This is a genomic window from Microbacterium sp. FG3 (assembly GCF_057809335.1).
The window spans coordinates 38405-61313 of the sequence record NZ_JBMDJT010000013.1; the positions used below are offsets into that span (position 1 = coordinate 38405).

Consider the following 22909-nt stretch of genomic DNA (forward strand, 5'->3'; position numbering starts at 1 on the left):
CTCAGGCGGGGGAGCGGCTGGAGTCGCGCAGGATGAGCGTCGGCGCGGCGACGACGTGCGCGGGGGTCTCGCCCGCGGCCAGCGCGAGCGCCATCGCCATGGCGTCGGCGCCCATCCGCTGGCGCGGCTGATCCACGCTCGTGATGCGCATGAGATCCGCGAGGTCGGTGTTGTCGTAGCCGACGACCGCGAGGTCGGCGGGCACGCGGACGCCCCGCGCGGTGGCGTCGGCGATGAGCCGCGCGGCGAGGCGATCGTGCGCGGCGAAGACGGCGGTCGGTCCGCTGCCACCGGCGACGGCCTCCAGCAGCGACTCGATCCCCCCGTGGCGCGAGTCGTACTCCCGGGCCGGCGTCGCGAGGGAGCGATAGGCCGCGCGGCGGGCGGAGGCGGCGGGGCGGTCGGAGTCGTAGAGATGCGCGATCCGCTCGTGTCCCGCGTCGATCAGATGCCGCAGGGCCAGGCGCGCGCCCGTCTCATCGTCGTTGGAGATCCATCCGGCATCCGCGGGCACGGAGGGCGGCCGGCCGACGACGACGAGCGGCACGCGGGACGACGCGTCGCACAGGTCGTCCTCGGTGAGGTGCCCCGTCACCGCGATCACGGCGTCGACGCCGAGGGAGATGAGGCCGGCGAGGCGCTCGCGCAGCAGGGCGCGGTCACGGCGGCCGTGGCTGAGGATCACGCCGAAGCCGGCGTCGCGCGCGGCGTCCTCGATGCCGTTGACGACGTCGGTCTGATAGGCGTTGCGCAGGTCCGTCAGCAGCACGCCCACGAGCTCGCTGCGCCCGCTCACGAGCCGCTGCGCCCAGCCGTTGCGTCGGTAGCCCAGGCTGTCGGCGGTGGCGAGGATGAGGTCCCGGCTGGCCTGGCTGACGCCGGGATCGCCGCGCAGCGCCGCGCTCACGAGCGACTTCGAGACTCCGGCGGCGTGCGCCACGTCCACGATCGTGGGGCGACGGTGTGCCGGGGTCATGCATCGAGTCTCGCATCCGCGCATCGCGCGGGGGCGCCGGTCTGCGGCGCGCCTGGAACGTTCCGGATCCGTTCACCGTCCGGACCGCCGCCGGTCACGATGCGCCCGTAGCGTCGCGTCCGTGACCTCCGCTGATCTCCTTCCGGCACCGCTCCGGAACGTTCCAGACGCCCTGCTGCTCGACTTCGGCGGCGTGGTGTTCGAAACCGCCAAGGACCCCGCCGGCAAGCGGCGCCTCGCCCAGAAGCTGCGCGAGCGCCTCGCCAGGGGCCTCATCGACGTGGAGACCGACCGCCTGCAGAGCTCGCTCACGGCGGGCCTGACGGCGCTCAAGCACTGGAAGCACGCCCAGAGCCGGCGCCTCGCGCCGCGCGAGCTGGCTCCGCGCGAGATCGTGGGCGACTTCCTGGCCGCCGACCTGCCGCAGCCGGCGCGGCTGCTGCTCGTCGCCGAGGCGAGCGACGTGCTGCTCGAGGTCACGACGACGCTGTCGGAGCACCGCGTGCGGCCGGGGATCCGGGAGCTGCTCGATCTGGCCGACGCGAACGGGATCCCCGTGGGCATCGTCTCGAACGCGCACTCCGGCCGGAGCCACCGCGCCGTGATGGCGCAGCACGGGCTGGACGGGCGGTTCGCCGTGCAGTGCTACTCGGACGAGGTGGGTCTACGCAAGCCGCATCCTGGCATCATCGAGCTCGCGGCCGAGGCGTGCGGGACGACGGCGGATCGCTGCTGGTACGTCGGCGACACCCAGGACCGCGACGTCGTGGCGGGGCGCCGCGCGGGCGTCGCGGCCGTGATCCTCACCCGCAGCCACCACACCGACGCGCCGCCGTTCGCGGTCGACGGCGAGGCCGACGCCGTCTACGCCGATCCGCGCGGCGTCGCGGACGCGCTGCAGGCGGCCCTCGCCGGCGGCGCGCGCTCGGCGGTGGTCGCGCCTCCCGCGCCCGAGGGGCGCGCGGCGCTGCTGATCGACCACGGCGGCGTCATCTCGGCGTCCGTGCCCGATGCCGAGCGGCTGGCCGCGTTCACCGCCTGGCTCGCCGGGCTGCTGTCCGGCCCGGAGACCGCGCTCGATGCGGCGGAGGTCGAGCGGCTGCTCGCGCAGGCCAGGGCGACGCACCGGGCGTGGAAGTCCGAGGCGCGCCGCCGCTTCGACGAGGACGGCGCCGCGCTGCCGGAGGCCGATCCCGTGCTCTTCTGGAGCGAATGGTTCGGAGCCGCGCTCTCGCCCCGGCGCCGCGCCGTGCTGCGTGCAGAGGCGCACGACGTCATGGCCCGCTACGGGCGCGCGAAGTCCCGGCGCGCGCTGCGCGAGGGGGTGCGTGAGCTGCTCGAGACGTGCCGCGACGCGGGGATGCCGGTCGTGGTCGTCTCGAACACCGTGAGCGGGCGCGCCGTGCGCGAGGAGTGCCGCGAGCCCGGGCTCGACGCGCTCATCGGCGCCTACGTGTGCTCGGACGAGATCGGCGTGCGCAAGCCCGACACCCGGATCGTCGACGAGGCGCTTGCGATCGCGGGGGCCGACCCCGCGCGCACCTGGTTCCTCGGCGACAAGCCCGAGAACGACGCCCTCGCGGCCCGAGCGTGCGGCGTGGCCCGTCGCGTGCTCGTCCGCGGCGGATCCACCCCGGATCCCGAGCTCGACGCCGCCCTGGCGTCGGGACTCGCCACCGAGATCGTCGGAACGCCCGGCGATCTCGTCCCCCTCGTCCGCACCAGCCGGCTCGCGCCGGTCGCCTGATCCCGAGTACTTCCCCCTTACCCGAAGGAGACTGCAGTGACCACCACCGAAGCACGCCGCGGGCAGCTGCGCGGCGGAGGCGCCGCGGCGCCGTCCACGCCCCAGAACCTCATGGTCTTCGTCCTCTCGATGGCACTGTTCGGGCTGTCGAACATCATCCTCGAGGTCATCCCCGACATCACGATCGGTCCGGTCGACTTCTCCGTCAGCTACATGGTGTTCATCCCGATCACCCTCGCGGCACTGTTCAGCCCGTTCTGGGTGGCGCTGGGCGCCCCGCTCGGCGAGATCGTCTTCACCGACCTGCTGATGGGCGACTTCTCCGGCCTCGCCGAGGTCGAGGGCTTCATCCAGATGTTCCTCGCCATCTACATCGCCGGCTCCGTGATCCGCAATCCGCTGAAGCGCGGGCAGATCGTGCTGGGTGCGCTGCTGATCGTCGGCATCGACAAGTTCCTCTCGGCGGCCGTCGACCTGCTCAAGGTGTGGATCGGCGTCGAGGACGCGGAGTTCGTGCAGGGTCTGCCCGAGTCGGTCCTGCTGCTCGAGGCCATCGGCTTCGGCGTCGACCTCGTCATGTCGGGCATCCTGTTCGGCGCGATCCCCGCCATCTGGCTCGTGCCGGCCCTGTACCGCCGCATCGAGCCGATGCTGGGCCTCGCGCCGCGCGAGCCGGGCAAGCCCATCCCCGGCGGCGTGCCGCAGGCAGCCTGGTTCGTCGTGGTGGCCGTGCTCGCCGGCATCGCCTCGTTCTTCTTCGCCTTCCTCGAGGCGTGGGACGTGTCGGTCGGGGCGGTCGAGGGCGAGTTCCGCGACGTCTACGGCGACCAGTTCCTCTGGGTGAGCGTGGCCGCGATCGTCGTCGTGCTCGCCCTCGCGAGCATCCTGTTCGCCGTCTGGCGCAAGCGCCGCAAGGACGCCTGACCCGTGGCCGACCCGATCATCGAGGTGCGCGACCTCAGCTTCCGCTACCCGGGAGCCGAGGCCGACACGCTCCGCAACGTCACCCTCGCCATCGAGCGCGGCGACTTCGTCGCGATGGTCGGCGGCAACGGCTCCGGCAAGACCACCCTCTGCAAGACGTTCAACGGCCTCGTCCCGCACTACTGGGCGGGCGAGTTCGCCGGATCGGTGCACGTGGCCGGCATCGACACATGGGAGTCGTCGGTGGCGCGGCTCTCCTGGTCGGTCGGCTACGTGTACCAGGACTTCCAGAATCAGCTCGTGCGACCGACCGTGCGCGACGAGGTGTCGTTCGGGCCGATCAACTTCGGCTTCGAGGACCACGCCGAGCGCACCGCCGAGGCGATGGCGGCCGTCGGGATCGCGCACCTCGCGGACCGGTTCGTCTGGCAGCTGTCGGGCGGCCAGGCGCACCTCGTCGCACTGGCCTCCGTGCTGGCGCTGCGGCCTGAGGTGATCGTCGTCGACGAGCCGGTGGCCGAGCTCGATCCCGCCGCCGCCCACGACGTGTACGACCGGCTCACGGCGCTCAACCGCGAGCGCGGGATCACGGTGATCACGATCGAGCACCACGCCGAGTTCATCGCGCAGTACGCCCGCTCGGTCGTGCTGATGAGCGCCGGGGCGCCGGTGTGGCACCTGCCCGTGACGGAGGCGCTGACGCGCGCCGACGACCTGGCCGAGCACGGCATCCCCGCCCCGCAGATCGTGGACGCGATGCGGCGGGTGGGGGTGCCGGGTGTCGCCCGCTCGGTCGGCGAGGCGGCCGAGGCCATCCGCGCGCGCGTCGACGAGCTGCCCCGCGCGGTCGCACCGCCGGCGGCATCCGGCGCGCCCGACGGAGCGAGCGTGGTCGCCGAGGCGCGCGGCGTCTCGCACGGCTTCCGTTCCGTGGCGGGCGACATCCAGCCCGTCATCCGGGACCTGTCCGTCACGCTGCGCGAGGGCGAGCGGATCGCGCTCATCGGCGGCAACGGCTCGGGCAAGACCACGCTCATGCGGCTGCTCGCGGGCATCCGCGTGCCGCGCGAGGGCGACGTCTTCCTCGACGGCGAGAACACGAGGTCGAAGCGCGCGGGCCGGCTCGCCGAGCGGGCGGCCTACCTGTACCAGCAGCCGGAGCGGATGTTCCTCAAGGAGTCGGTGCGGGCCGATGTGGCGCTCTTCCCGCGCAGTAGGCGCGATCCGGATGCCGAGGCGCTCACCGATCGGATCCTCGATCGCGTGAAGCTCGTGCCCTTCGCCGACCGGGACGGCCGCACGCTCTCGGGAGGCCAGCAGCGGCGCGCGACCCTCGCGATCGGGTTGGCCATGCGCCCCAGCCTGCTGCTGCTCGACGAGCCCACCGCGAGCCTGGACGTCGCCAGCCGGGACGACGTGATCGGCATGCTCGGCGAGCTGGGGGATCGGATCGGGTGCGCGGTGATCGCGACCCACGACATGCATCTCGTCGCGGAGGTCGCGACGCGCGTCATCGCGCTCGACGACGGGCGCATCGTCGCCGACACGACCCCGCGCGAGCTGTTCGCCGACGAGGCCGTGCTCGCGAGGGCCCGCCTCGTGCCGCCGCAGGTGGCGCAGCTGGGGCGGGCGCTCGGGATGGACCCCCTCCCGGTGACGCTCGACGAGTTCGCCGCGTGGCACCCGCGGGCGCGGGCCGGTGCCCCCGCCGGCGGGAGGGTGACGGCATGAGCGCCGTGGCGCGCAAGCAGCGCGACGTGCTGAGCGTCGAGTGGATCAAGCTCGAGCTCATCCGCACCGCGTACTCCACGCGCGGCGGCCTGTTCGCGGCGATGGATCCCCGTGTCGTCCTGCTCTGGTACGTCGCGACGGCGCTCGCGCCGTGGTTCACGCACAACCTCACGACCATCGGCTGCCTGTTCCTGCTCGGCACGATCGCGGTCGTCCTGGCCCGCGTGGGTCCGCTCGTGCTCGGCCTGTTCGTGATCGGCCTCGGATTCGAGCTCGTCTACCTCGTGCTCGCCGCGACGATCTTCGGCGGCGACTTCACCACGTTCGTCGCCCTGACCGAGGTGACGGCGAAGATCGGCGTCGTGTCGCTCGTGAGTCTGGCGGCGTTCGTGTCGCTCGATCCCGAGAAGCTCTCGGACGCCCTGCTCGCCCTGCGCTGCCCGCCCGCGATCGCCTTCGCCGTGTCGTACGGGTACCGCATGATGCCGATCCTCGTCGAGGAGTTCTCGACGGTGATGGAGGGCTACCGGCTGCGGCAGGCGCCGCCCGCGAAGGCCGGCCTGCTCGGCTGGCGCCACGTGGTGCACTGGGCGACGCTCGCCGTGCGGGCGTTCTATCCGATCTTCCTCAACACGGCCAAGTCGGTGCGCACCACGGTCGAGGCGCTCGAGGCGCGGGGCTTCACGTTCGCGACGGTCGACGACCGAGGCCGGCGCATCCGGATCGAGGGACTGCGCGTGCGCTGGCTCGATGTGCTCGTGCTCGCCGCGACCGCGGCGCTCGTGGCGGCCTGCTACGCCGCGGGCGCGCAGTGGCCCGTCTACCGCTGACGCGGCGGACGGGCCGCTGTCAGCGCCGCGCGGCGTACTGCTCGCGGATGACCGGGCGCGTGTCCGGCTCCGGAGAGGCGGAGAGCGACACCGGCCATGCCGGGCGCTCGCCGGTCAGCGCCCACGCCGCCTGCACGGCGCCGCCCGCGGCGACGTACTCGCCCGGCTCGGGCACGACGACGGGCGCATCGAACACCTGGGCCGCGATCGCCGCGACCGCAGGGTTCTGCGCCGCGCCGCCGACGAGCAGGATCCGCTCCGCCGTCACGCCGTGCGAACGCACGGCGTCGAGGCCGTCCGCGAGCCCCGACAGCATGCCCTCGATGGCCGCACGCGCGAGGTTCTCGCGCGTCGTGGCGGCGAGGGTCATGCCGAACAGCGTCGCGGTGGCGTCCGGCAGGTTGGGCGTGCGCTCGCCCTCGAAGTAGGGCTGCAGCACGAGGCCGCCCGCGCCCGGCTGCGCGTCGAGCGCGAGGCGCCCGAGCTCGCCGTGGTCGACGCCGAGGAGGGCGGCGATCCGATCGAGCACGCGGGCCGCGTTGAGCGTGGCGATGAGCGGCAGGTAGCCGCCCGCCGCGTCGGCGAAGCCCGCCACGGTGCCGCTCGCGTCGCGCACCGGCGCGTCCGTCACGGCGAACACCGTGCCGCTCGTGCCGATCGACACGACGACGTCGCCGTCCGACGCGCCGAGGCCGAGCGCGGCGCCGGCGTTGTCGCCGCAGCCCGGCCCCACGACGAGGCCGTCGGCGAGCGATCCCGCGCCGCCGGCCACCGACTCGGCCGGGTCGAGCACGCGCGGCAGCACGACGCCGGACGCGTCGCGCCGCAGAGCCAGGCTCAGTAGCTCGCGGTCGTAGGCGCCGGAGGCCGCGTCGAAGTACGCCGTGCCGCTCGCATCGGATCGGTCCGTCACCAGCTCGTCCAGCACCGGCCCGAGGGGCGACTCGCCCTCGGGGCCGTAGCCGCGCAGCCGCCACGTGAGCCAGTCGTGCGGCAGCGCCACGGCGGCCACGCGCGCGGCGTTCTCGGGCTCGGCGTCGGCGAGCCAGCGCAGCTTCGTCGCCGTGAACGACGCCACCGGCACGAGGCCCGTGCGCCGGGCGAACTCCTCGGCCCCCACCTCGGCGGTGAGGTCGGCCGCGGCGCCGGCCGAGCGGGTGTCGTTCCACAGCAGCGCGGGGCGGATCACCCGCCCGTCCGCGTCGAGCGCGACCATGCCGTGCTGCTGCCCGCCGATCGAGATCGCCGCGACGTCGCCCAGGCCGCCGGCCTGGGCGAGCGCCGCCTGCAGTGCGTCCCACCAGGCCGCGGGGTCGACCTCGCTGCCGTCGGGGTGGGCGGCCCGCCCCGTGCGCACGACGGCGCCGGTGGCGAGATCCCGCACCACGACCTTGCAGTTCTGCGTCGACGAGTCGACGCCCGCGACCAGCGGCATGTCAGCGCGCGCCGAGCAGGTGCTCGGTCGCCAGCTGCTGCAGGCGCACGAAGCCGAAGCCGTGGCCGCCGAGGTAGGCGCCGGCGTCGAACTCCTCGAAGGCCGAGCGGTCGGCCAGGAGGTCGTCGTACGACTCGCCCTCGTTCAGCGTGGGGGCGCGCAGCTCGTCGACCTTCGCGGCCTTGAGTGCCTCCTGCACCTCGGGGTCGGCGCGGAAGGCGTCGGCCCGCTCCTTGAGCAGCAGGTAGGTGCGCATGTTGGCCGAGACGGAGTCCCAGATGCCCTGCTCGTCCTCGGTGCGGCTCGGCTTGTAGTCGAAGTGACGCGGGCCCTCGTAGGCGGGGCCGCCCGCCGGCGAGCCGTGCTCGAGGAGGTCGACGAGCGCGAACGCGTTGTGCAGGTCGCCGTGACCGAACACGAGGTCCTGGTCGTACTTGATGCCGCGCTGGCCGTTGAGGTCGATGTGGAAGAGCTTGCCGTGGTACAGCGCCTGCGCGATGCCCGCGGCGAAGTTCAGGCCCGCCATCTGCTCGTGGCCGACCTCGGGGTTCAGGCCCACCAGCTCGGGGCGCTCGAGCGAGTTGATGAACGCGAGCGCGTGCCCGAGCGTGGGCAGCAGGATGTCGCCGCGCGGCTCGTTCGGCTTGGGCTCGATGGCGAAGCGCAGGTCGTAGCCCTTGTCGACCACGTACTGGCCGAGCAGATCCACGGCCTCCTTGTAGCGCGCCAGCGCCGCCTGGATGTCCTTCGCCGAGTCGTACTCTGCGCCCTCGCGGCCGCCCCACATCACGAACGTCTTCGCGCCGAGCTCGGCGGCGAGGTCGATGTTGCGCAGCACCTTGCGCAGCGCGAAGCGGCGCACCTGGCGGTCGTTCGAGGTGAAGCCGCCGTCCTTGAAGACGGGGGCGCTGAACAGGTTGGTCGTGACCATCGGGACGATCAGCCCGGTGTCGGCGAGGGCCTGCTTGAGGCGGTCGATCTGCGTCTGGCGCTCGGCGTCGGTCGAGCCGAAGGCGAACAGGTCGTCGTCGTGGAAGGTGAGACCGTAGGCGCCGAGCTCGGCCAGCTTCTCGACGGCGTGGACCACGTCGAGCGCGGGCCGCGTGGGTCCGCCGAACGGGTCGGTGCCGTTGTATCCGATGGTCCAGAGTCCGAACGAGAACCGGTCGTCCTTGGTGGGGGTGAGGGACATGGGGGACCCGCTTTCAGCGTCGTCGGTGAATTGTTGTGAAACAGAACATATCAAGGCCGAGGTGCCGCCGCAATGGGTTCACGGCGCGCCGCCGCGCTGCTCGCGCAGCGGCGTGCGGCGCGGGATGACGCGGCTCAGAGCTGCACGGGCACCGGCCCGTCGGCGCTCCCGCTGAGCTCGAACTCCGCGCTCGCCGCACCGGTGGCGACGCGATAGCGGCCGCGCCAGCCCTCCACGCGCACGCGGCCGTCGCCGTCCGTGCGGAGCGGGGTGGGCGCGAGCCACCACTCGCCGCGGATGAGGGCGTGCAGCCGGTCGTACGACGGCTTGCGGCTGCCGTCGGCGCGGAGCAGGCCGATCGGGGCGCCCAGCCATGCGCCGGCGTCCGAGATGCCCCAGTACGTGATCGCCGCGACGGCGGGATGCGCGACGAGGGCGCGGTACATCCGCTCCAGCTCGTCGGCCTGCCGCTGTTCGCCCTCGGGCGTCGACGGCCACTCGTCGACGACGTAGTCGTTGAGGTCGTCGATCTCCGGCGGCATCAGCCGGCCGGAGACGAGGCTCACCTCGGTGAAGTGCAGCGGCAGCCCGAAGCGCGCGAAGCGATCGGCCTTCGCGAGCAGCCACTCCTCGCCGCGGTACCCCTGGTGCATGTGCGTCTGGAGGCCGATGGCGTCGATCCGCACGCCCGTCTCGAGCGCGTCCTCGATGACGCGCTCGTACCGCTCCGAGAGGTCGAAGTCGTTGATGAGCAGCGTCGCCGAGGGGTTCGCCGCGCGCGCCGTCTCGAACGCGAGCCGGACGATGCCGGTGCGGCCGAGCTGGCGCGCCAGGCGCGAGACGGCGTTGGGCACGCCGTCGGGCTCGTTCTCGAAGACCGGCATGATCGCCACCTCGTTGATGGCGTCCCACGCGTCGATCACGCCCGCGAAGTCCGCGACCTCCCGCGCCACGCGCTCGCGCAGCAGCCGCTCGGCCTCGTCGGAGGGGAGCGGATCGAGCCACGGCGCCTTCACTGTGTGCCAGACAAGCGGGTGGCCCTTCAGTCGCACGCCGCGCTCGGCGAACCAGCGCGCGGCGGTGAGCAGGCGCGCCGTGTCGGGCCGCCCGCGCTCGGGTTCGAAGCGCCCCCAGTAGAACGGCAGCGTGGCCGTGTCGAACAGGCCCAGCCAGGCCTCGGCGAGCGGCGTCGCGTCCTCCTCGCCGCAGGCGTGGGGAATGAGGTCGAACCCGATGTTGCCGAAGCCGAACGCGTGTCGCGTCTGCTCGACGGTCACCTCGTGGTGGGCGAGCGGCGCGCCGCCGCCGGTGGTGAGCACGATCTCGGCGGTGCCGGTGCGGTGGGGGATGACGTCCATGTCAGCTCCTCGGTGTCGGTGTCGGTGGGGGCTACCGCGGTGGGCGGGAGGTCGATCCGCGCACGACGAGCTCGGCGGGCATGCGGATGTGCTCGCCGTCGCGGCCGTCGAAGATCCCCAGCAGCATGCGCACGGCGGCCGCGCCCATCGCGTGCAGCGACTGGCGCACGGTGGTGAGGGCCGGCGTGGACGCGACGGCCTCCGGGATGTCGTCGAAGCCGACGATCGAGAGGTCCTCGGGGATGCGCAGCCCGCGCTCGGCGGCGACGCGCATGGCCTCGATCGCGGAGAGGTCGTTCGCGGCGAAGATCGCCGTGGGCGGCTCGGGCAGGTCGAGCAGCGCGGCCGCGGCGGCGGTCGAGTCGGCGGCGCGGTAGCCGCCGTCGGCGACGAGGGCCGGGTCGAACGGCAGCCCCGCGCCCTCGAGCGCCTCGCGGTAGCCGCGCTCGCGCAGCTGCGCGGACTCGAGGTCTGCGCGGCCTCGCAGGTGCGCGATGCGGCGGTGTCCCAGCGAGACGAGGTGCTCGGTCGCGGCGCGGGCACCGCCCAGGTTGTCGGTGTCGACGGTCGCCGGGCCCATGGGGCCCGTGTGCGGATCGATTGCGACGACGGGCATGTCCGTCTCCGGCAGCGCCACGGTGGGGGTGACGATGATCGCGCCGTCGATGAGGGTGCCGCCCAGGCGCGACAGCGACCGCCGCTCCCAGCCGGTGTGCTCGCCCGCCGACACGCTTCCGGCGTACGCGAGGATGTCGTACTCGGTGCCCTGCAGCGCCGTCGAGACGCCGCGCAGCAGCTGTACGGCGAAGGGCTCGAACTCGGCGACGAGCACGCCGACGACCTGCGTGCGGCGGCGCCGCATCGAGGTGGCGACGAGCGAGCTCTCGTACCCGAGCTCGCGCACGATGCCGAGCACGCGCTTGCTCGTGGCGTCGGCGATGCCGTCGCGGCCGTTGATGACCTTCGAGACCGTGGCGACCGAGACCCCCGCCGCGCGCGCGACATCCGTGATCGTGATCCGCCGGCCGGGCCGCGGGTCGAGTGCGTTCGCCGTCATGATCCCTCACGGTAGCCCCATCGGAGGGCGGCGCGGCGCCGCCCCGCGGCATATTCACGCCGCGTCGTGGATCGATCCTACGGAGAGTGAAAACGTTATCGACAACGATTGACACGTCGCGCGACCGATGTCACAGTGGACGCGACACGCCTGGAGGACTCGACAACAGCGTCGAGCGGGTGCGTCGATCACTCAACGAAGAGGAGACCTGCGCATGAACGTTCGGAAGGCATGGACCGCCGCGGCGGCGGTCGTGGCCGTGGGGGCGCTCGGGCTGTCCGGCTGTGCCGGTGGCGACACCGGCGGCGGCGACGACGGCAGCGTCGAGATGACGATGTGGCACAACTCGACCACGGGCCCCGGCAAGGAGTTCTGGGAGGAGGCGGCCGCGGCGTTCGCCGAGGAGAACCCCGGCGTCACGATCAACGTGACCTCGGTGCAGAACGAGGACCTGGACGGCAAGCTGCAGACGGCGGTCAACTCGGGCGACATGCCCGACATCTTCCTGCAGCGCGGCGGCGGCAAGCTCGCCGACATCGTGGCGGCGGGGCAGGTCAAGGACCTCACCGGTGCGATCGACGACGACGTGAGGGAGGCGCTCGGCGAGGGGTCCTTCAACGCCTTCACGCTGGAGGACAAGATCTACGCGGTGCCGACCGCGGTGCTGCCCGGCGGCATCTTCTACAGCAAGGACCTGTTCGCGCAGGCCGGCATCACCGAGACGCCGACGACCATCGACGAGCTCGGCGAGGCCGTCGACAAGCTCAAGGCCGCGGGCATCCAGCCGATCGCGCTGGGCGGCAAGGCCGCCTGGCCCGCCGCGCACTGGTACTACTTCTTCGCGCTGCGCGCGTGCAGCGAGGACGTCATCTCGAACCTCACGACCAACCCCGACTTCACGGACGGCTGCTGGCTCGAGGCCGCGCAGAACCTCGAGGAGTTCGCCGGGACCGAGCCGTTCCACGAGGGCTTCCTCACCACCGACCCGCAGGAGGGCGCGAACTCGTCGGCCGGCCTCATCGCCAACCACCAGGCCGGCATGGAGCTCATGGGCGCCTGGAACGTGGGCGTCATCGCCAGCCTGACCCCGGACGAGCAGCCGCTGCCCGACCTCGGCTGGTTCCCGTTCCCCGCCGTGGACGGCGGAGACGGCGACCCGACCGCCATGATGGGCGGCGTCGACGGCTACTCGTGCTCGGTCGACTCGCCGTCGGCGTGCGAGGAGTTCCTGAACTTCATCTCGGGCAAGGAGTGGCAGGAGAAGTACGCCGAGGCGTACCAGACGATCCCCGCGTCGTCCGAGGCGCTCGGCGCCGTGACCGACCCGTCGCTGCAGCCGCTCATGGAGGCGTACGGCGAGGCCGCGTACGTCACCCTGTGGCTCGACACGGCGCTGGGCCAGAACGTGGGCAACGCGCTGAACACGGGCGTCGTCGACATGCTGGCCGGTCAGGGCGACGCGCAGTCGCTCGTCGACGGCGTCGTCACGGCGTCCGAGCGAGGCTGATCGCCGACCATGACCGACACCCAGGCACTGCGCTCCGCGCCCGTGCCTGAGAGGATCGCCGACACCGGGGCGGGCACCGCGCCCGCCCCGGTGACCGGCAGGCGGAAGCCGCGGGCCGACTGGCGCAAGCGCGGCGAGATCGCGCTCCTCTCGGGACCGGCGCTCATCGTCTTCGTCGCCTTCGTCATCTTCCCGGTGGTGATGGCCGCGTTCTACGGCTTCTTCAAGTGGAACGGCTTCGGCTGGCCCACCGAGTTCGTGGGGCTGCGCAACTACGTCCTCATCTGGGAGGACGAGACCTTCCGCGCCGCGGTCGGCCACAACTTCGCGATCGTGTTCCTGTCGCTGCTGCTGCAGGGCCCGCTCGCGATCCTGTTCGCCCTTCTGATGAACCAGAAGATGAAGGGCCGCTCGCTCATCCGCGTGCTCATCTTCGTGCCCTACGTCATCTCCGAGGTCGTCGTCGGCACGGGCTGGAGCCTGATGATGCAGGACAACGGCGCCGTCAACTCGCTGCTCGGCAAGCTCGGCCTCGAGTGGCTCCGGCAGTCGTGGATCGCGGATCCCGATGTGGCCATCTGGACCCTGATGCTCATCATCTCGTGGAAGTACATCGGCTTCGCGGTGATCCTCATGCTCGCGGGCATGCAGTCGATCCCGGAGGAGCTGTACGAGGCGGCCGCGATCGACGGAGCCGGGTTCTGGAAGACGCAGTGGAGCATCACGCTGCCGCTGCTGGGCCCCACCATCCGCATCTGGGCGTTCCTGTCGATCATCGGCTCGCTGCAGCTGTTCGACCTCGTCAACATCATCTGGGGCCAGTACGTGGCGGCCACCGCCGGCACGTCCACCATGGCCACGTACATGTACCAGAACGGCCACCTCGCCGGGAACTACGGCTTCGGAAACGCCGTCGCGGTGATGCTGTTCCTCATCTCGCTCACCGTCGCTCTCGTGTACCAGCGCTTCGTGCTGCGGCGCGACACGGCGGGAGCCATCACGGACGGGAGGGCCGAGCGATGACCGCGACCTCTGTGGCGATCCAGGCGATCGGCCGCAACAGGCGCCCCCGCGCGCCGAAGGAGAAGTGGGGCAGCCCCTGGGTGTACCTGCTGGCGGTCATCCTCATCAGCATCTGCATCACGCCGGTGCTGTACATCATCATCGGCGGCTTCCGCACGAACGCCCAGATCACCCAGGATCCGTCGGGCTGGCCGGCGCCGTGGCAGCTCGCGAACTACGGCGACGTGCTCGCGGGCAGCGAGTTCTGGTCGGCCACGTGGAACTCCACCCTCGTCGCGCTCGGCACGACCGCCGGCGCCGTGGCGCTCGGCGTGATGGCCAGCTACGTCATCGCCCGCTACGACTTCGGCGGCAAGGGCGTCATGTACTCCCTGTTCGCCGCGGGGCTGATGTTCCCCATCACCGTGGCGATCACGCCGCTGTACCTGCTCGTGCGGAACCTCGGGCTGGTGAACAGCCTGGGCGGCGTCATCCTGCCGCAGATCGCGTTCGCGCTGCCGACGACCATCATCATCCTCGTGCCGTTCCTGAGGGCGATCCCGAAGGAGCTCGAGGAGGCGGCCTCGATCGACGGCACCGGACGCCTCGGCTTCTTCTGGCGCATGGTGATCCCGCTGAGCCTGCCCGGCGTGATCACCGTGGGGATCCTCGCGTTCGTGGGCTCGTGGAACGGCTACATGCTGCCGCTGTTCATCCTCACCGACAGCTCGCTGTACACGCTGCCGCTGGGCGTGCAGAACTTCTCGTCGCAGTACTCCGTCGACACGGCCCGCGTGCTCGCCTACACCTCGCTGTCGATGCTGCCGGCGCTCATCTTCTTCAGCCTGTTCGAGCGCCGCATCGTGGGCGGCCTCACCGGGGCGGTGAAGGGATGACGCCGGTCACGCCCGCGCAGACGACCGAGGCGCCCGCGCTCGCGGCGCAGAAGAAGGAGAACGACGTGACCGACGCCACGCTCACCGCCACCGCCGCGCACCGGGGCGACGCCTCCGAGCGCGTGCGCGACCTGCTCTCGCGCATGACGCTGGAGGAGAAGGCCGCGCAGCTCGTCGGGTACTGGATCGACCAGGGCGGCGAGGTCGTCGCGCCGATGGCCGACGAGATGAGCACGGCGAAGGACGGCCGCTCGCTGGCCGACATCACGCGCGACGGCATCGGGCACTACACGCGCGTCTACGGCACCCGGCCCGTCGAGCCGGAGGAGCGGGCGGCGTGGCTGTGGCGCGAGCAGCGGCGGCTCAAGCGCGAGACGCGCCTGGGCATCCCCGCGATCGTGCACGAGGAGTGCCTCACGGGGCTCGCGGCGTGGAAGGCCGCCACCTTCCCCACGCCGCTGGCCTGGGGGGCGTCGTTCGACCCGGAGCTCGTGGCCGAGATGGGCGAGGCCGTCGGCGCCTCGATGCGCGAGCTGGGCATCCATCAGGGCCTGGCTCCCGTGCTCGACGTCATCCGCGACCCCCGCTGGGGGCGGGTCGACGAGTGCATCGCGGAGGATCCGTACGTCGTCGGGACGATCGGCACGGCGTACGTGCGAGGCCTGCAGGGCGCCGGCGTGCACGCCACGCTGAAGCACTTCCTCGGCTACTCGGGCTCGCAGGCGGGGCGCAATCACGCGCCCGTGCACGCCGGCCCCCGCGAGGTGGCCGACGTCTTCCTCCCGCCGTTCGAGATGGCCATCCGCGACGGCGGGGTGCGGTCGGTCATGAACAGCTACGCCGAGATCGACGGCGTGCCCGCCGCCTCCGATCCCGCCCTGCTCACCACGCTGCTGCGCGACGAGCTCGGCTTCGACGGCGTGGTCGTGGCCGACTACTTCTCCGTCGGCTTCCTCGAGGTGATGCACGGCGTGGCCGTCGACCGCGGCGAGGCGGGCGAGCTCGCCCTGCGCGCCGGCATCGACGTGGAGCTGCCCACGGGCGACGCCTACCTGGCGCCGCTGCTGGAGCGCGTGCGCTCCGGGCTGCTGGACGAGTCGTACCTCGACCGCGCGGTGCTGCGCGTGCTGTCGCAGAAGGAGGAGCTGGGACTGCTCGACGCCGACGCGTTCGAGGACGAGCCGCCCGCGTCGGTCGCGCTCGACGGGCCCCGTCACCGCGACATCGCGCGCCGGCTGGCGGCCGAGTCGGTCGTGCTTCTCGCCAACGACGGCGTGCTGCCGCTGGCCGCCGACGCGCGGCGCGTGGCGGTGCTCGGGCCGAACGCCGACCGCGCCGACGCCCTGCAGGGCTGCTACTCCTTCGCCAACCACGTGCTCGCGCACCACCCCGAGTACGAGATCGGCATCGAGATCCCCACCGTGCGCGAGGCGCTCGAGGAGGCGCTCCCCGACGCGGAGGTCGTCTACGCGCGCGGCTGCGAGGTCGAGGGCGACGGTCGGGAAGGCTTCGAGGAGGCCGTGGCCGCGGCGTCGGCCGCCGATGTCGCGGTCGTCGTCGTGGGCGACCAGGCCGGCCTGTTCGGCCGGGGCACCGTGGGCGAGGGCAACGACGTGGAATCGCTCGATCTGCCCGGCGTGCAGCGCGAGCTCGTCGAGCGCGTGGCCGCCACGGGCACACCCGTCGTCGTGGTGCTGCTGACGGGGCGCCCGTACGACCTGGCGTGGGCGCTCGACGCGCCCGCGGGCGCCCGGCCCGCCGCGGTGCTGCAGTCGTTCTTCCCCGGCGAGGAGGGCGGGCGGGCGATCGCGTCGATCCTGACCGGCGAGCAGAGCCCCTCCGGGCGGCTGCCGCTGAGCCTGCCGCGCTCCGCGGGTGCCCAGCCCTACGGCTACCTGCGCCCGGTGCTCGGCGGTCCCTCGGACGTCACCTCCACCGACTCGACGCCCGTGCGGCCGTTCGGATTCGGCCTGGGGTACACGACCTTCTCGTACACCGACCTCGACGTCGACGCGTCGGCGGCGACGGACGGGCGCTTCGCGGCGGCCGTGACGGTGTCGAACACGGGCGAGCGCGCCGGGGTCGACGTCGTGCAGCTGTACGGGCGCGACGTCGCCGCCTCCGTCACCCGCCCCGTCGCGCAGCTGCTCGGCTACGCCCGCGTGGCCCTGGAGCCGGGCCAGTCGCGCCGCGTGGCCTTCGACGTGCCGGCCCAGCGCTTCGCCCTCACGGGTCGCGACCTGCGACGCGTCGTGGAGCCCGGCGAGGTGGAGGTGTGGGTCGGCTCGCATGCCGAGGCGTCGCCCCGCGCGGCGCAGGCGCAGGAGTCCACCGGCGGCGTCATCGCGAACGCGCGGGCGCAGGCGGCCAGGGATGTGCCGGGCGAGGCGACGACGCGAGCGACCGTCGTGCTCACGGGCGACGTGCACGCCGTGGGCCCCGATGACCCGCGCACGGTGGCGGTGACCGTGCGCTGAACCGCCCGCGGCCCGACCCCCGCTTGCCCGAGGCGGGGGTCGGGCCGCGCTGTCGCCGCCCCGGCCGTGCCGTCGCGGGGCCCGTCCCGCCTGCCGATATCGTGGCGAGGACAACAAACCCGGCGGGACGAGGTGGCGGATGGTCGAGCGCGCGATGAGCCTGGAGGGCGTGCGCCGCGCCAATCTCGGCGAGGTGCTGCGGCTCGTGCACCACGAGGGTGCCCGCTCCCGCGCGATGCTCACCGCCGAGACGGGGCTGAACCGCTCCACGGTCTCCGACCTCGTCACGGCGCTCGCCGGCGCCGGCCTCGTCGAGGAGCGCGATCCGGACCCGACCCGGCGGGTGGGTCGGCCCTCGCCCATCGTGGCCCCGAGCGACGACGTCGTCGCGATCGCCGTCAACCCCGAGGTCGACGCGCTCGAGGTCGGCGCGGTCGCACTCGGCGGTCGGGTGCGCGAGCGCGTGCGCGAGGAGGCCGGCGGACCCGCGGGCGTCGACGAGGTGGCGGCGGCCGTCGCCCGGATCGTGAGCGGGTGGCGCGCCGGGGCGCTGCGCGGCGCGCGGATCGTGGGGATCGGCGTGGCCGTGCCCGGTCTCGTCCGCGCGGCGGACGGGATGGTCCGGCTCGCGCCCCACCTCGGATGGCGGGAGGCCGACGTCGCGGGACGGATCGAGGACGCCACGGGGCTGCCGGTCGCCGTCGGCAACGACGCGTCACTGGGCGCGCGCGCCGAGCGGCTGTTCGGCGCCGCGCGCGACCACGGCGACGTCGTCTACCTGAACGGAGGCCCGTCCGGCATCGGCGGCGGCGTCGTGATGCAGGGCGTCGCAATGGGCGGCGCGGACGGCTACGCGGGGGAGTGGGGCCAGAGCCGCCCGAGCATCACGGAGGCCGCGGACCGCCGGGTGCCTCGCGGCGTCCTGGAAGACGAGGTGAACAGGGCGAGGCTGCTCGACGCGGCCGGCCTCGGCGTCGCCGACGACGAGGCACTCGCCCTCGCGCTCGCCGCGTCGGCCGATCCCGCCGTGGCGGCCGAGATCGCGCGGCAGCGGCGGGTCCTCGCGGCGTCGCTCGCGAACGCCGTCAACGTGCTGAACCCCTCGGTGATCGTGCTGGGCGGCTTCCTCGCCATCCTGCGCGCGCACGATCCGGAGGGCCTGCTCGCGGCGGTGCGGGCGCAGGCGCTCGCGGCGCCCGCCGAGCGCGTCGAGATCCGCGCCGCCGCGCTCGGCGCCGACCGCCTGCTCATCGGCGCCGCCGAGGCCGCGTTCGAGCCCCTCCTGGCCGACCCCCTCGGGTGAGGTGAGCTGCTTCTGGCGAACCGGTCAGCGCGGGACGACGGTGAGCGACCAGGCGGCCGAGGCCGATTCGCCCGGCGCCAGCGTGAACACGCCGTTGCCGGCGATGCCGCGGTCGAACAGGTTGAAGCCGTCGTTGGCGTTCGTCGCGGGCTCGAGCGCGAAGAAGTCCTTGTCCGGCGGTGCGAAGAGGATCCGCTGCGTGTACAGCGGGTCGGCCTCGTGCACGATGTCCAGCGCCTCGTACCGGATCAGCGACGCGCCGTCGTCGGAGAGGCCGGTGAGGTCGTCGTCGATGTGCACGTCGCCCAGGGTGCGCAGCTCGCGGAAGTCGACGCGGGGCTCGACGGGGACGGGGGCGTCGTGCGGGATGCACTCGACGAGCTCGAACATCTCGGCGGCGGGGATGCGCACGCGCACCTCCTCGCCGTCGCCGTCCATGCGGCGCACGAAGTACGGGTGGTGGCCGAAACCGGCCGGCACGGGCTCGTCGGCCTCGTTGCGCAGCAGCGTGTCGACGACGAGCCGGTCGCCGCGCAGCTCGTAGGTGAGCTCGGACGAGAAGCGCCACGGCCACTTCTGCGGGGGGACCCCCTCCGAGTCGAAGCCGAGACGCAGGCGTTCCGGCGTGCGCTCGAGCACCCGCCACGGGTGGTTCATGGCCACGCCGTGCAGGGCGTTGCGGTCCTTCTCGTTGCGGTCCAGCTCCCACGTCACGCCCGCGAACGAGAACAGGCCGCCGGCCACGCGATTGGACCACGGGATCAGCGGATAGCAGGCCGTCGCCGAGGCGGCGGCGGCGCCCGGCTCGGGCGTGGGGCGGAGCACGTCGCGCCACCGGCCGTGGTGCCGCACCTGTCCGAAGGCCACGGATCCGCCCGTCCCGGGCAGGATGCCCACGCGCCAGTGATCGTTCTCCAGCACGTCGATCGGATTCTCGCTCACGTCGATCCCTTCCGGCGCCGGCTGCCCTGCGCGGCCCCGGGGTCCATCCTCGCGCACGGTGCGGCGCCGTGGCTACGCTGAGGCGCATGCCCCGCACCCGGCCGCCGTCGATGAGCGATGTCGCGGCCGCCGCGGGCGTGTCGCATCAGACGGTCTCGCGCGTGCTGAACGGTCATGCGTACGTGCGGCAGGACACGCGCGAGCGGGTGCTCGCGGCGATCGAGACGCTCGGCTACCGCCGCAATCAGGCCGCGCGGGCGCTCGTGACGGCGCGCACCGGCGTGCTGGGCGTCATGACGGCGGGCACCACGCAGTTCGGCATCGCCAGCGCGGTCCTCGCGATCGAGCGCGCCGCGCGCGCGTCCGGCTTCTTCGTGTCGCTCGCCTCGCTCGCCGCGCCCGACTCCGAGGGCGCGGCCCGCGTGCTCGATCGGCTCATGGATCAGGGCGTCGACGGCGTGGTCGTGATCGCGCCGACGCGCGACATCGCGCTCCTGATCGACGGGATCGCGCTGCCCGTGCCCGTCGTCGTGGTGGCCGCGCGCGGCGACGCGCCCGGGGCCGGCGCGGCGCGGTACGTGTCCATCGACCAGCGCGCGGGCGCGGCGGCGGCCACGCGGCACCTGCGCGAGCGGGGCCACGAGCGCATCGCCCACGTGCAGGGCGAGGACGACTGGTTCGACGCGATCGAGCGCGCGGGCGGGTACGCCGACGCCATGCGCTCGGCCGGAGCGCCGCCGCGCATCCTGCGCGCCGGGGGATGGAGCGCGCGGCACGGGCACGCGGTCGGCGTGCGCCTGGCCGACGAGGTGCGCGACGGCGCCGTCACGGCGGTCTTCTGCGCCAACGACTACCTCGCCATCGGCGTGGTCCACGCGCTCGCCGAGGCCGGGCTGCGCGTGCCGGACGACGCCTCCGTCGTGGGCTTCGACGACATCGACGGATCCGCGCACCTCCTGCCGCCGCTCACCACGGTGCGGCAGCCGTTCGCGCGGCTCGCCGACGAGGTGGTGCGGGCCATCGCGGGCGGGGAGGACGGCCGCGGCGCCGTGGCGCCGGAGCTGATCGTCCGGGGCAGCACGGCGCCGCCGCCGGGTGCGGGTTCCGCGCGGCGTGTGTGAGCGCTAACATGTCCGGTGGCCGGCATCGGCGACGGATGCAGACGACGACGGGAAGCGAGCGATGACGCAGCGAACCATCACACCGGCGCGCGAGGCCATCCGGGAGGGACGCGCCTCGCTCGGCATCGAGCTCGGATCCACCCGCATCAAGGCGTGTCTCGTCGATGCCGACGGCCGCACGCTCGCCTCGGGCCACCACGCGTGGGACAACGAGCTGGCCGACGGCCTGTGGACCTATCGGCTCGACGACGCGCGCGCCGGTCTCCGGTCCGCGTACGCGGCGCTCGCGGCGGAGGTCGAGCGGGAGCACGGCGAGCGTCTCGAGCGGCTCGCGGCCGTGGGCGTGTCGGCCATGATGCACGGCTACCTCGCGTTCGACGCCGACGGCGAGCTGCTCGTCCCGTTCCGCACCTGGCGCAACGTCAACACGACGCGAGCGGCCGCGGCCCTCTCCGACGCGCTCGATGTGAACATCCCGCTGCGCTGGTCGATCGCCCACCTGAACCAGGCGGTGCTGGACGGTGAGGAGCACGTGGGGCGCATCGCGCACATCACGACCCTCGCGGGCCACGTGCACGAGCTGCTCACGGGCGAGCGGGTGCTCGGCATCGGCGACGCCTCGGGCATGTTCCCCGTCGATCCCGCGACGGGCGACTACGACGCGGAGCGCATGCGCACGGCCGACGCGCTGCTCGCCGACGCGGGCGCGCCGCACCTGCGGCTGGGCAGCGTGCTGCCGCCCGTGCGCCGCGCGGGGGAGCCGGCCGGCGCGCTCACGGCCGAGGGCGCCGCGCTGCTGGACGCCACCGGCGTGCTGCGCCCCGGCGCCGTCGCCGCGCCGCCCGAGGGCGACGCGGGCACCGGCATGGTCGCGACGAATGCCGTCGCCCCGCGCACGGGCAACGTGAGCGTGGGGACGAGCATCTTCGCGATGGTCGTGCTCGAGCGGCCCCTGGCGGGCCGCCACGCCGACATCGACCTTGTCGCGACGCCCTCGGGCGAGGCCGTGGCCATGGTGCACTGCAACAACGGCGTCAGCGAGCTGGGCGAGTGGGCGGGCGTCTTCCACGAGTTCGCCGGCCGCGTCGGCTCGTCCGCCACGCGAGACGAGGTGTTCGGCGCGCTGCTGGGCGGCGCCCTCGATGCCGGCGCGGACGACGGCATCCTCGCCTACAACCACCTCTCGGGCGAGCCGATCGCCGGGCTCGACGAGGGCCGCCCCATGATCGTGCGCACCCCCGAATCGCGCCTGACGCTGGCCGGCCTCATGCGCGCCCAGGTGCGCGGCGCGTTCGCGACCCTGAGCATGGGCATGCGCACGCTGGCCGGCGAGGGCGTGCGGATCGACGAGATCAGCGCGCACGGCGGCATGTTCCGCACGAAGGGCGCCGCGCAGCGGCTGCTCGCCGCCGCGCTGGGCGCGCCGGTGGCCGTCTCGGACACCGCGGGCGAGGGCGGCGCGTGGGGCATGGCGCTGCTCGCGCGGTACGCCGCCGAGGCCCGCCGCGGCGAGGTGCCGCCGCTGTCCGAGTGGCTCGCCGCCCGCGTGTTCGGCGAGATCGACGCCGTGCGGGTGGAGCCGACCGAGGCGGACCGCACCGACCACGAGGCGTTCCTGTCGCGCTGGGAGGCGGGCCTTTCCGCCGAGCGCGGCGCCGCCGAGGCCATCCGCTGAAGGGAGAGCACATGCCCGCCGTGAACGAGGTGCCCGCAGGGATGCGCGCCGCGGTCGACGCCGCGAAGGAGAGGGTGGCGCGGCTGCACGCCGAGCTCATCCGCTGGGAGCTGGTCGTCTGGACGGCCGGCAACGTCTCCGAGCGGGTCAAGGGCGTGGGCGGCGCCCCCGATCTGCTCGTCATCAAGCCGTCGGGGGTGTCGTACGACGAGCTCGACGCCGACGCCATGGTGGTCACCGACCTCGACGGCGAGCTCGTCGAAGGCGACCGCAGCCCGTCGTCCGACACGGCCGCGCACGCCTACGTGTACGCCCACATGCCGGAGGTGAACGGCGTCGTGCACACGCACTCGACGTACGCGACGGCGTGGGCCGCGCGCGGCGAGGAGATCCCGTGCGTGCTCACGATGATGGGCGACGAGTTCGGCGGACCGATCCCCGTCGGGCCGCTCGCCGTCATCGGCGACGACTCGATCGGCCGCGGCATCGTCGAGACGCTGGCGGGCCACCGGTCCCGGGCCGTCCTGATGCGCAATCACGGTCCCTTCACGATCGGCCGCGATGCGAAGGAGGCGGTGAAGACCGCCGTCCTCCTCGAGGAGGTGGCGCGGACGGTGCACATCTCGCGTCAGCTGGGGGAGCCGATGGCCATCCCGCCGCAGATCGTCGACTCGCTCTTCGACCGCTACCAGAACGTCTACGGCCAGCGCTGAGGCGCCGCGCACACGAAGGAGAA

At 73.3% G+C, this 22909-nt stretch carries 18 protein-coding genes; 12 read left to right on the top strand and 6 right to left on the bottom strand.

Going from position 1 to position 22909, the window contains the following annotated elements:
• Position 1: 1 nt before the first annotated feature.
• Positions 2-976 (bottom strand): LacI family DNA-binding transcriptional regulator, encoded by a 975-nt coding sequence (locus ACODR5_RS06400; protein ID WP_488983068.1) that lies wholly within the window; start codon positions 974-976, stop codon positions 2-4.
• 121 nt (positions 977-1097) lie between these two features.
• Between ACODR5_RS06400 and ACODR5_RS06405 the strand changes: the two genes are divergently transcribed.
• From ACODR5_RS06405 to ACODR5_RS06420, 4 genes are read left to right on the top strand one after another with little or no spacing between them, the layout of a single operon-like run.
• Complete coding sequence (locus ACODR5_RS06405; protein ID WP_488983069.1) at positions 1098-2723, top strand: HAD-IA family hydrolase; 1626 nt, start codon at positions 1098-1100, stop codon at positions 2721-2723.
• A 36-nt stretch (positions 2724-2759) separates the two neighbouring features.
• Positions 2760-3647, top strand: coding sequence for a DUF8171 family membrane protein (locus ACODR5_RS06410; RefSeq protein ID WP_449854763.1), 888 nt, complete (start codon positions 2760-2762; stop codon positions 3645-3647).
• A gap of 3 nt (positions 3648-3650) precedes the next feature.
• Entirely contained in the window at positions 3651-5378 is a 1728-nt protein-coding gene (locus ACODR5_RS06415; protein ID WP_488983070.1) for an ABC transporter ATP-binding protein, read from the top strand.
• Positions 5375-6208 carry an energy-coupling factor transporter transmembrane component T family protein gene (locus ACODR5_RS06420; RefSeq protein WP_488983071.1) on the top strand — a complete coding sequence of 278 codons (834 nt, stop codon included), beginning with the start codon at positions 5375-5377 and terminating at the stop codon, positions 6206-6208. Before ACODR5_RS06415 ends, ACODR5_RS06420 begins: the two co-directional genes overlap by 4 nt.
• A 19-nt stretch (positions 6209-6227) precedes the next feature.
• On the opposite strand, the gene xylB is transcribed toward ACODR5_RS06420, so the two are convergent.
• The 4 genes from xylB to ACODR5_RS06440 form a co-directional block, all read right to left on the bottom strand.
• Positions 6228-7643: a xylulokinase gene (gene xylB / locus ACODR5_RS06425; protein WP_488983072.1), complete on the bottom strand. Its 1416-nt coding sequence runs from the start codon at positions 7641-7643 to the stop codon at positions 6228-6230.
• Position 7644: 1 nt separating this feature from the next.
• Positions 7645-8835, bottom strand: coding sequence for a xylose isomerase (gene xylA, locus ACODR5_RS06430; RefSeq protein WP_449854759.1), 1191 nt, complete (start codon positions 8833-8835; stop codon positions 7645-7647).
• A gap of 134 nt (positions 8836-8969) precedes the next feature.
• Complete coding sequence (locus ACODR5_RS06435) at positions 8970-10193, bottom strand: endo-1,4-beta-xylanase (RefSeq protein ID WP_488983073.1); 1224 nt, start codon at positions 10191-10193, stop codon at positions 8970-8972.
• 31 nt (positions 10194-10224) lie between these two features.
• Entirely contained in the window at positions 10225-11250 is a 1026-nt protein-coding gene (locus ACODR5_RS06440; RefSeq protein ID WP_488983074.1) for a LacI family DNA-binding transcriptional regulator, read from the bottom strand.
• Positions 11251-11464: 214 nt separating this feature from the next.
• On the opposite strand from ACODR5_RS06440, the gene ACODR5_RS06445 reads away from it, so the two are divergent.
• From ACODR5_RS06445 to ACODR5_RS06465, 5 genes are all read left to right on the top strand, one after another.
• The gene (locus ACODR5_RS06445; protein ID WP_449854756.1) at positions 11465-12757 is read left to right on the top strand and encodes an extracellular solute-binding protein; all 1293 of its coding nucleotides are present in this window, start codon (positions 11465-11467) and stop codon (positions 12755-12757) included.
• 9 nt (positions 12758-12766) lie between these two features.
• Positions 12767-13780, top strand: a complete 1014-nt coding sequence (locus ACODR5_RS06450; RefSeq protein ID WP_449854755.1) for a carbohydrate ABC transporter permease — start codon at positions 12767-12769, stop codon at positions 13778-13780.
• A complete protein-coding gene (locus ACODR5_RS06455) occupies positions 13777-14655 on the top strand; it encodes a carbohydrate ABC transporter permease (RefSeq protein WP_449854754.1) in 879 nt (292 codons plus the stop codon). The genes ACODR5_RS06450 and ACODR5_RS06455 overlap by 4 nt, the downstream gene beginning before the upstream one ends.
• Positions 14652-17132, top strand: a complete 2481-nt coding sequence (locus tag ACODR5_RS06460) for a beta-xylosidase/alpha-l-arabinosidase (RefSeq protein ID WP_488983075.1) — start codon at positions 14652-14654, stop codon at positions 17130-17132. Before ACODR5_RS06455 ends, ACODR5_RS06460 begins: the two co-directional genes overlap by 4 nt.
• 139 nt (positions 17133-17271) lie before the next feature.
• On the top strand, positions 17272-18435 hold the full coding sequence (locus ACODR5_RS06465) for an ROK family transcriptional regulator (protein ID WP_488983076.1): 1164 nt from the start codon (positions 17272-17274) through the stop codon (positions 18433-18435).
• 24 nt (positions 18436-18459) lie between these two features.
• Here the strand turns inward: ACODR5_RS06465 and ACODR5_RS06470 are convergent, their stop codons facing one another.
• The gene (locus ACODR5_RS06470; RefSeq protein ID WP_488983077.1) at positions 18460-19377 is read right to left on the bottom strand and encodes an aldose epimerase family protein; all 918 of its coding nucleotides are present in this window, start codon (positions 19375-19377) and stop codon (positions 18460-18462) included.
• 86 nt (positions 19378-19463) lie between these two features.
• Here ACODR5_RS06470 and ACODR5_RS06475 point away from each other — a divergent pair, with 86 nt between their 5' ends.
• From ACODR5_RS06475 to ACODR5_RS06485, 3 genes are all read left to right on the top strand, one after another.
• Positions 19464-20498, top strand: coding sequence for a LacI family DNA-binding transcriptional regulator (locus ACODR5_RS06475; protein ID WP_488983078.1), 1035 nt, complete (start codon positions 19464-19466; stop codon positions 20496-20498).
• A 61-nt stretch (positions 20499-20559) separates the two neighbouring features.
• Positions 20560-22173, top strand: coding sequence for an FGGY-family carbohydrate kinase (locus ACODR5_RS06480; RefSeq protein ID WP_488983079.1), 1614 nt, complete (start codon positions 20560-20562; stop codon positions 22171-22173).
• 11 nt (positions 22174-22184) lie between these two features.
• Entirely contained in the window at positions 22185-22886 is a 702-nt protein-coding gene (locus tag ACODR5_RS06485; protein ID WP_488983080.1) for an L-ribulose-5-phosphate 4-epimerase, read from the top strand.
• The last annotated feature ends 23 nt before the right edge of the window (positions 22887-22909 follow it).

What these genes read in the sequence shown, in the direction of transcription:
- ACODR5_RS06400 (WP_488983068.1), bottom strand. Translation starts at nt 976, where the DNA reads ATGACCCCGGCACACCGTCGCCCCACGATCGTGGACGTGGCGCACGCC.
- ACODR5_RS06420 (WP_488983071.1), top strand. Translation starts at nt 5,375, where the DNA reads ATGAGCGCCGTGGCGCGCAAGCAGCGCGACGTGCTGAGCGTCGAGTGG.
- xylB (WP_488983072.1), bottom strand. Translation starts at nt 7,643, where the DNA reads ATGCCGCTGGTCGCGGGCGTCGACTCGTCGACGCAGAACTGCAAGGTC.
- xylA (WP_449854759.1), bottom strand. Translation starts at nt 8,835, where the DNA reads ATGTCCCTCACCCCCACCAAGGACGACCGGTTCTCGTTCGGACTCTGG.
- ACODR5_RS06435 (WP_488983073.1), bottom strand. Translation starts at nt 10,193, where the DNA reads ATGGACGTCATCCCCCACCGCACCGGCACCGCCGAGATCGTGCTCACC.
- ACODR5_RS06440 (WP_488983074.1), bottom strand. Translation starts at nt 11,250, where the DNA reads ATGACGGCGAACGCACTCGACCCGCGGCCCGGCCGGCGGATCACGATC.
- ACODR5_RS06445 (WP_449854756.1), top strand. Translation starts at nt 11,465, where the DNA reads ATGAACGTTCGGAAGGCATGGACCGCCGCGGCGGCGGTCGTGGCCGTG.
- ACODR5_RS06450 (WP_449854755.1), top strand. Translation starts at nt 12,767, where the DNA reads ATGACCGACACCCAGGCACTGCGCTCCGCGCCCGTGCCTGAGAGGATC.
- ACODR5_RS06455 (WP_449854754.1), top strand. Translation starts at nt 13,777, where the DNA reads ATGACCGCGACCTCTGTGGCGATCCAGGCGATCGGCCGCAACAGGCGC.
- ACODR5_RS06460 (WP_488983075.1), top strand. Translation starts at nt 14,652, where the DNA reads ATGACGCCGGTCACGCCCGCGCAGACGACCGAGGCGCCCGCGCTCGCG.
- ACODR5_RS06465 (WP_488983076.1), top strand. Translation starts at nt 17,272, where the DNA reads ATGGTCGAGCGCGCGATGAGCCTGGAGGGCGTGCGCCGCGCCAATCTC.
- ACODR5_RS06475 (WP_488983078.1), top strand. Translation starts at nt 19,464, where the DNA reads ATGCCCCGCACCCGGCCGCCGTCGATGAGCGATGTCGCGGCCGCCGCG.
- ACODR5_RS06480 (WP_488983079.1), top strand. Translation starts at nt 20,560, where the DNA reads ATGACGCAGCGAACCATCACACCGGCGCGCGAGGCCATCCGGGAGGGA.
- ACODR5_RS06485 (WP_488983080.1), top strand. Translation starts at nt 22,185, where the DNA reads ATGCCCGCCGTGAACGAGGTGCCCGCAGGGATGCGCGCCGCGGTCGAC.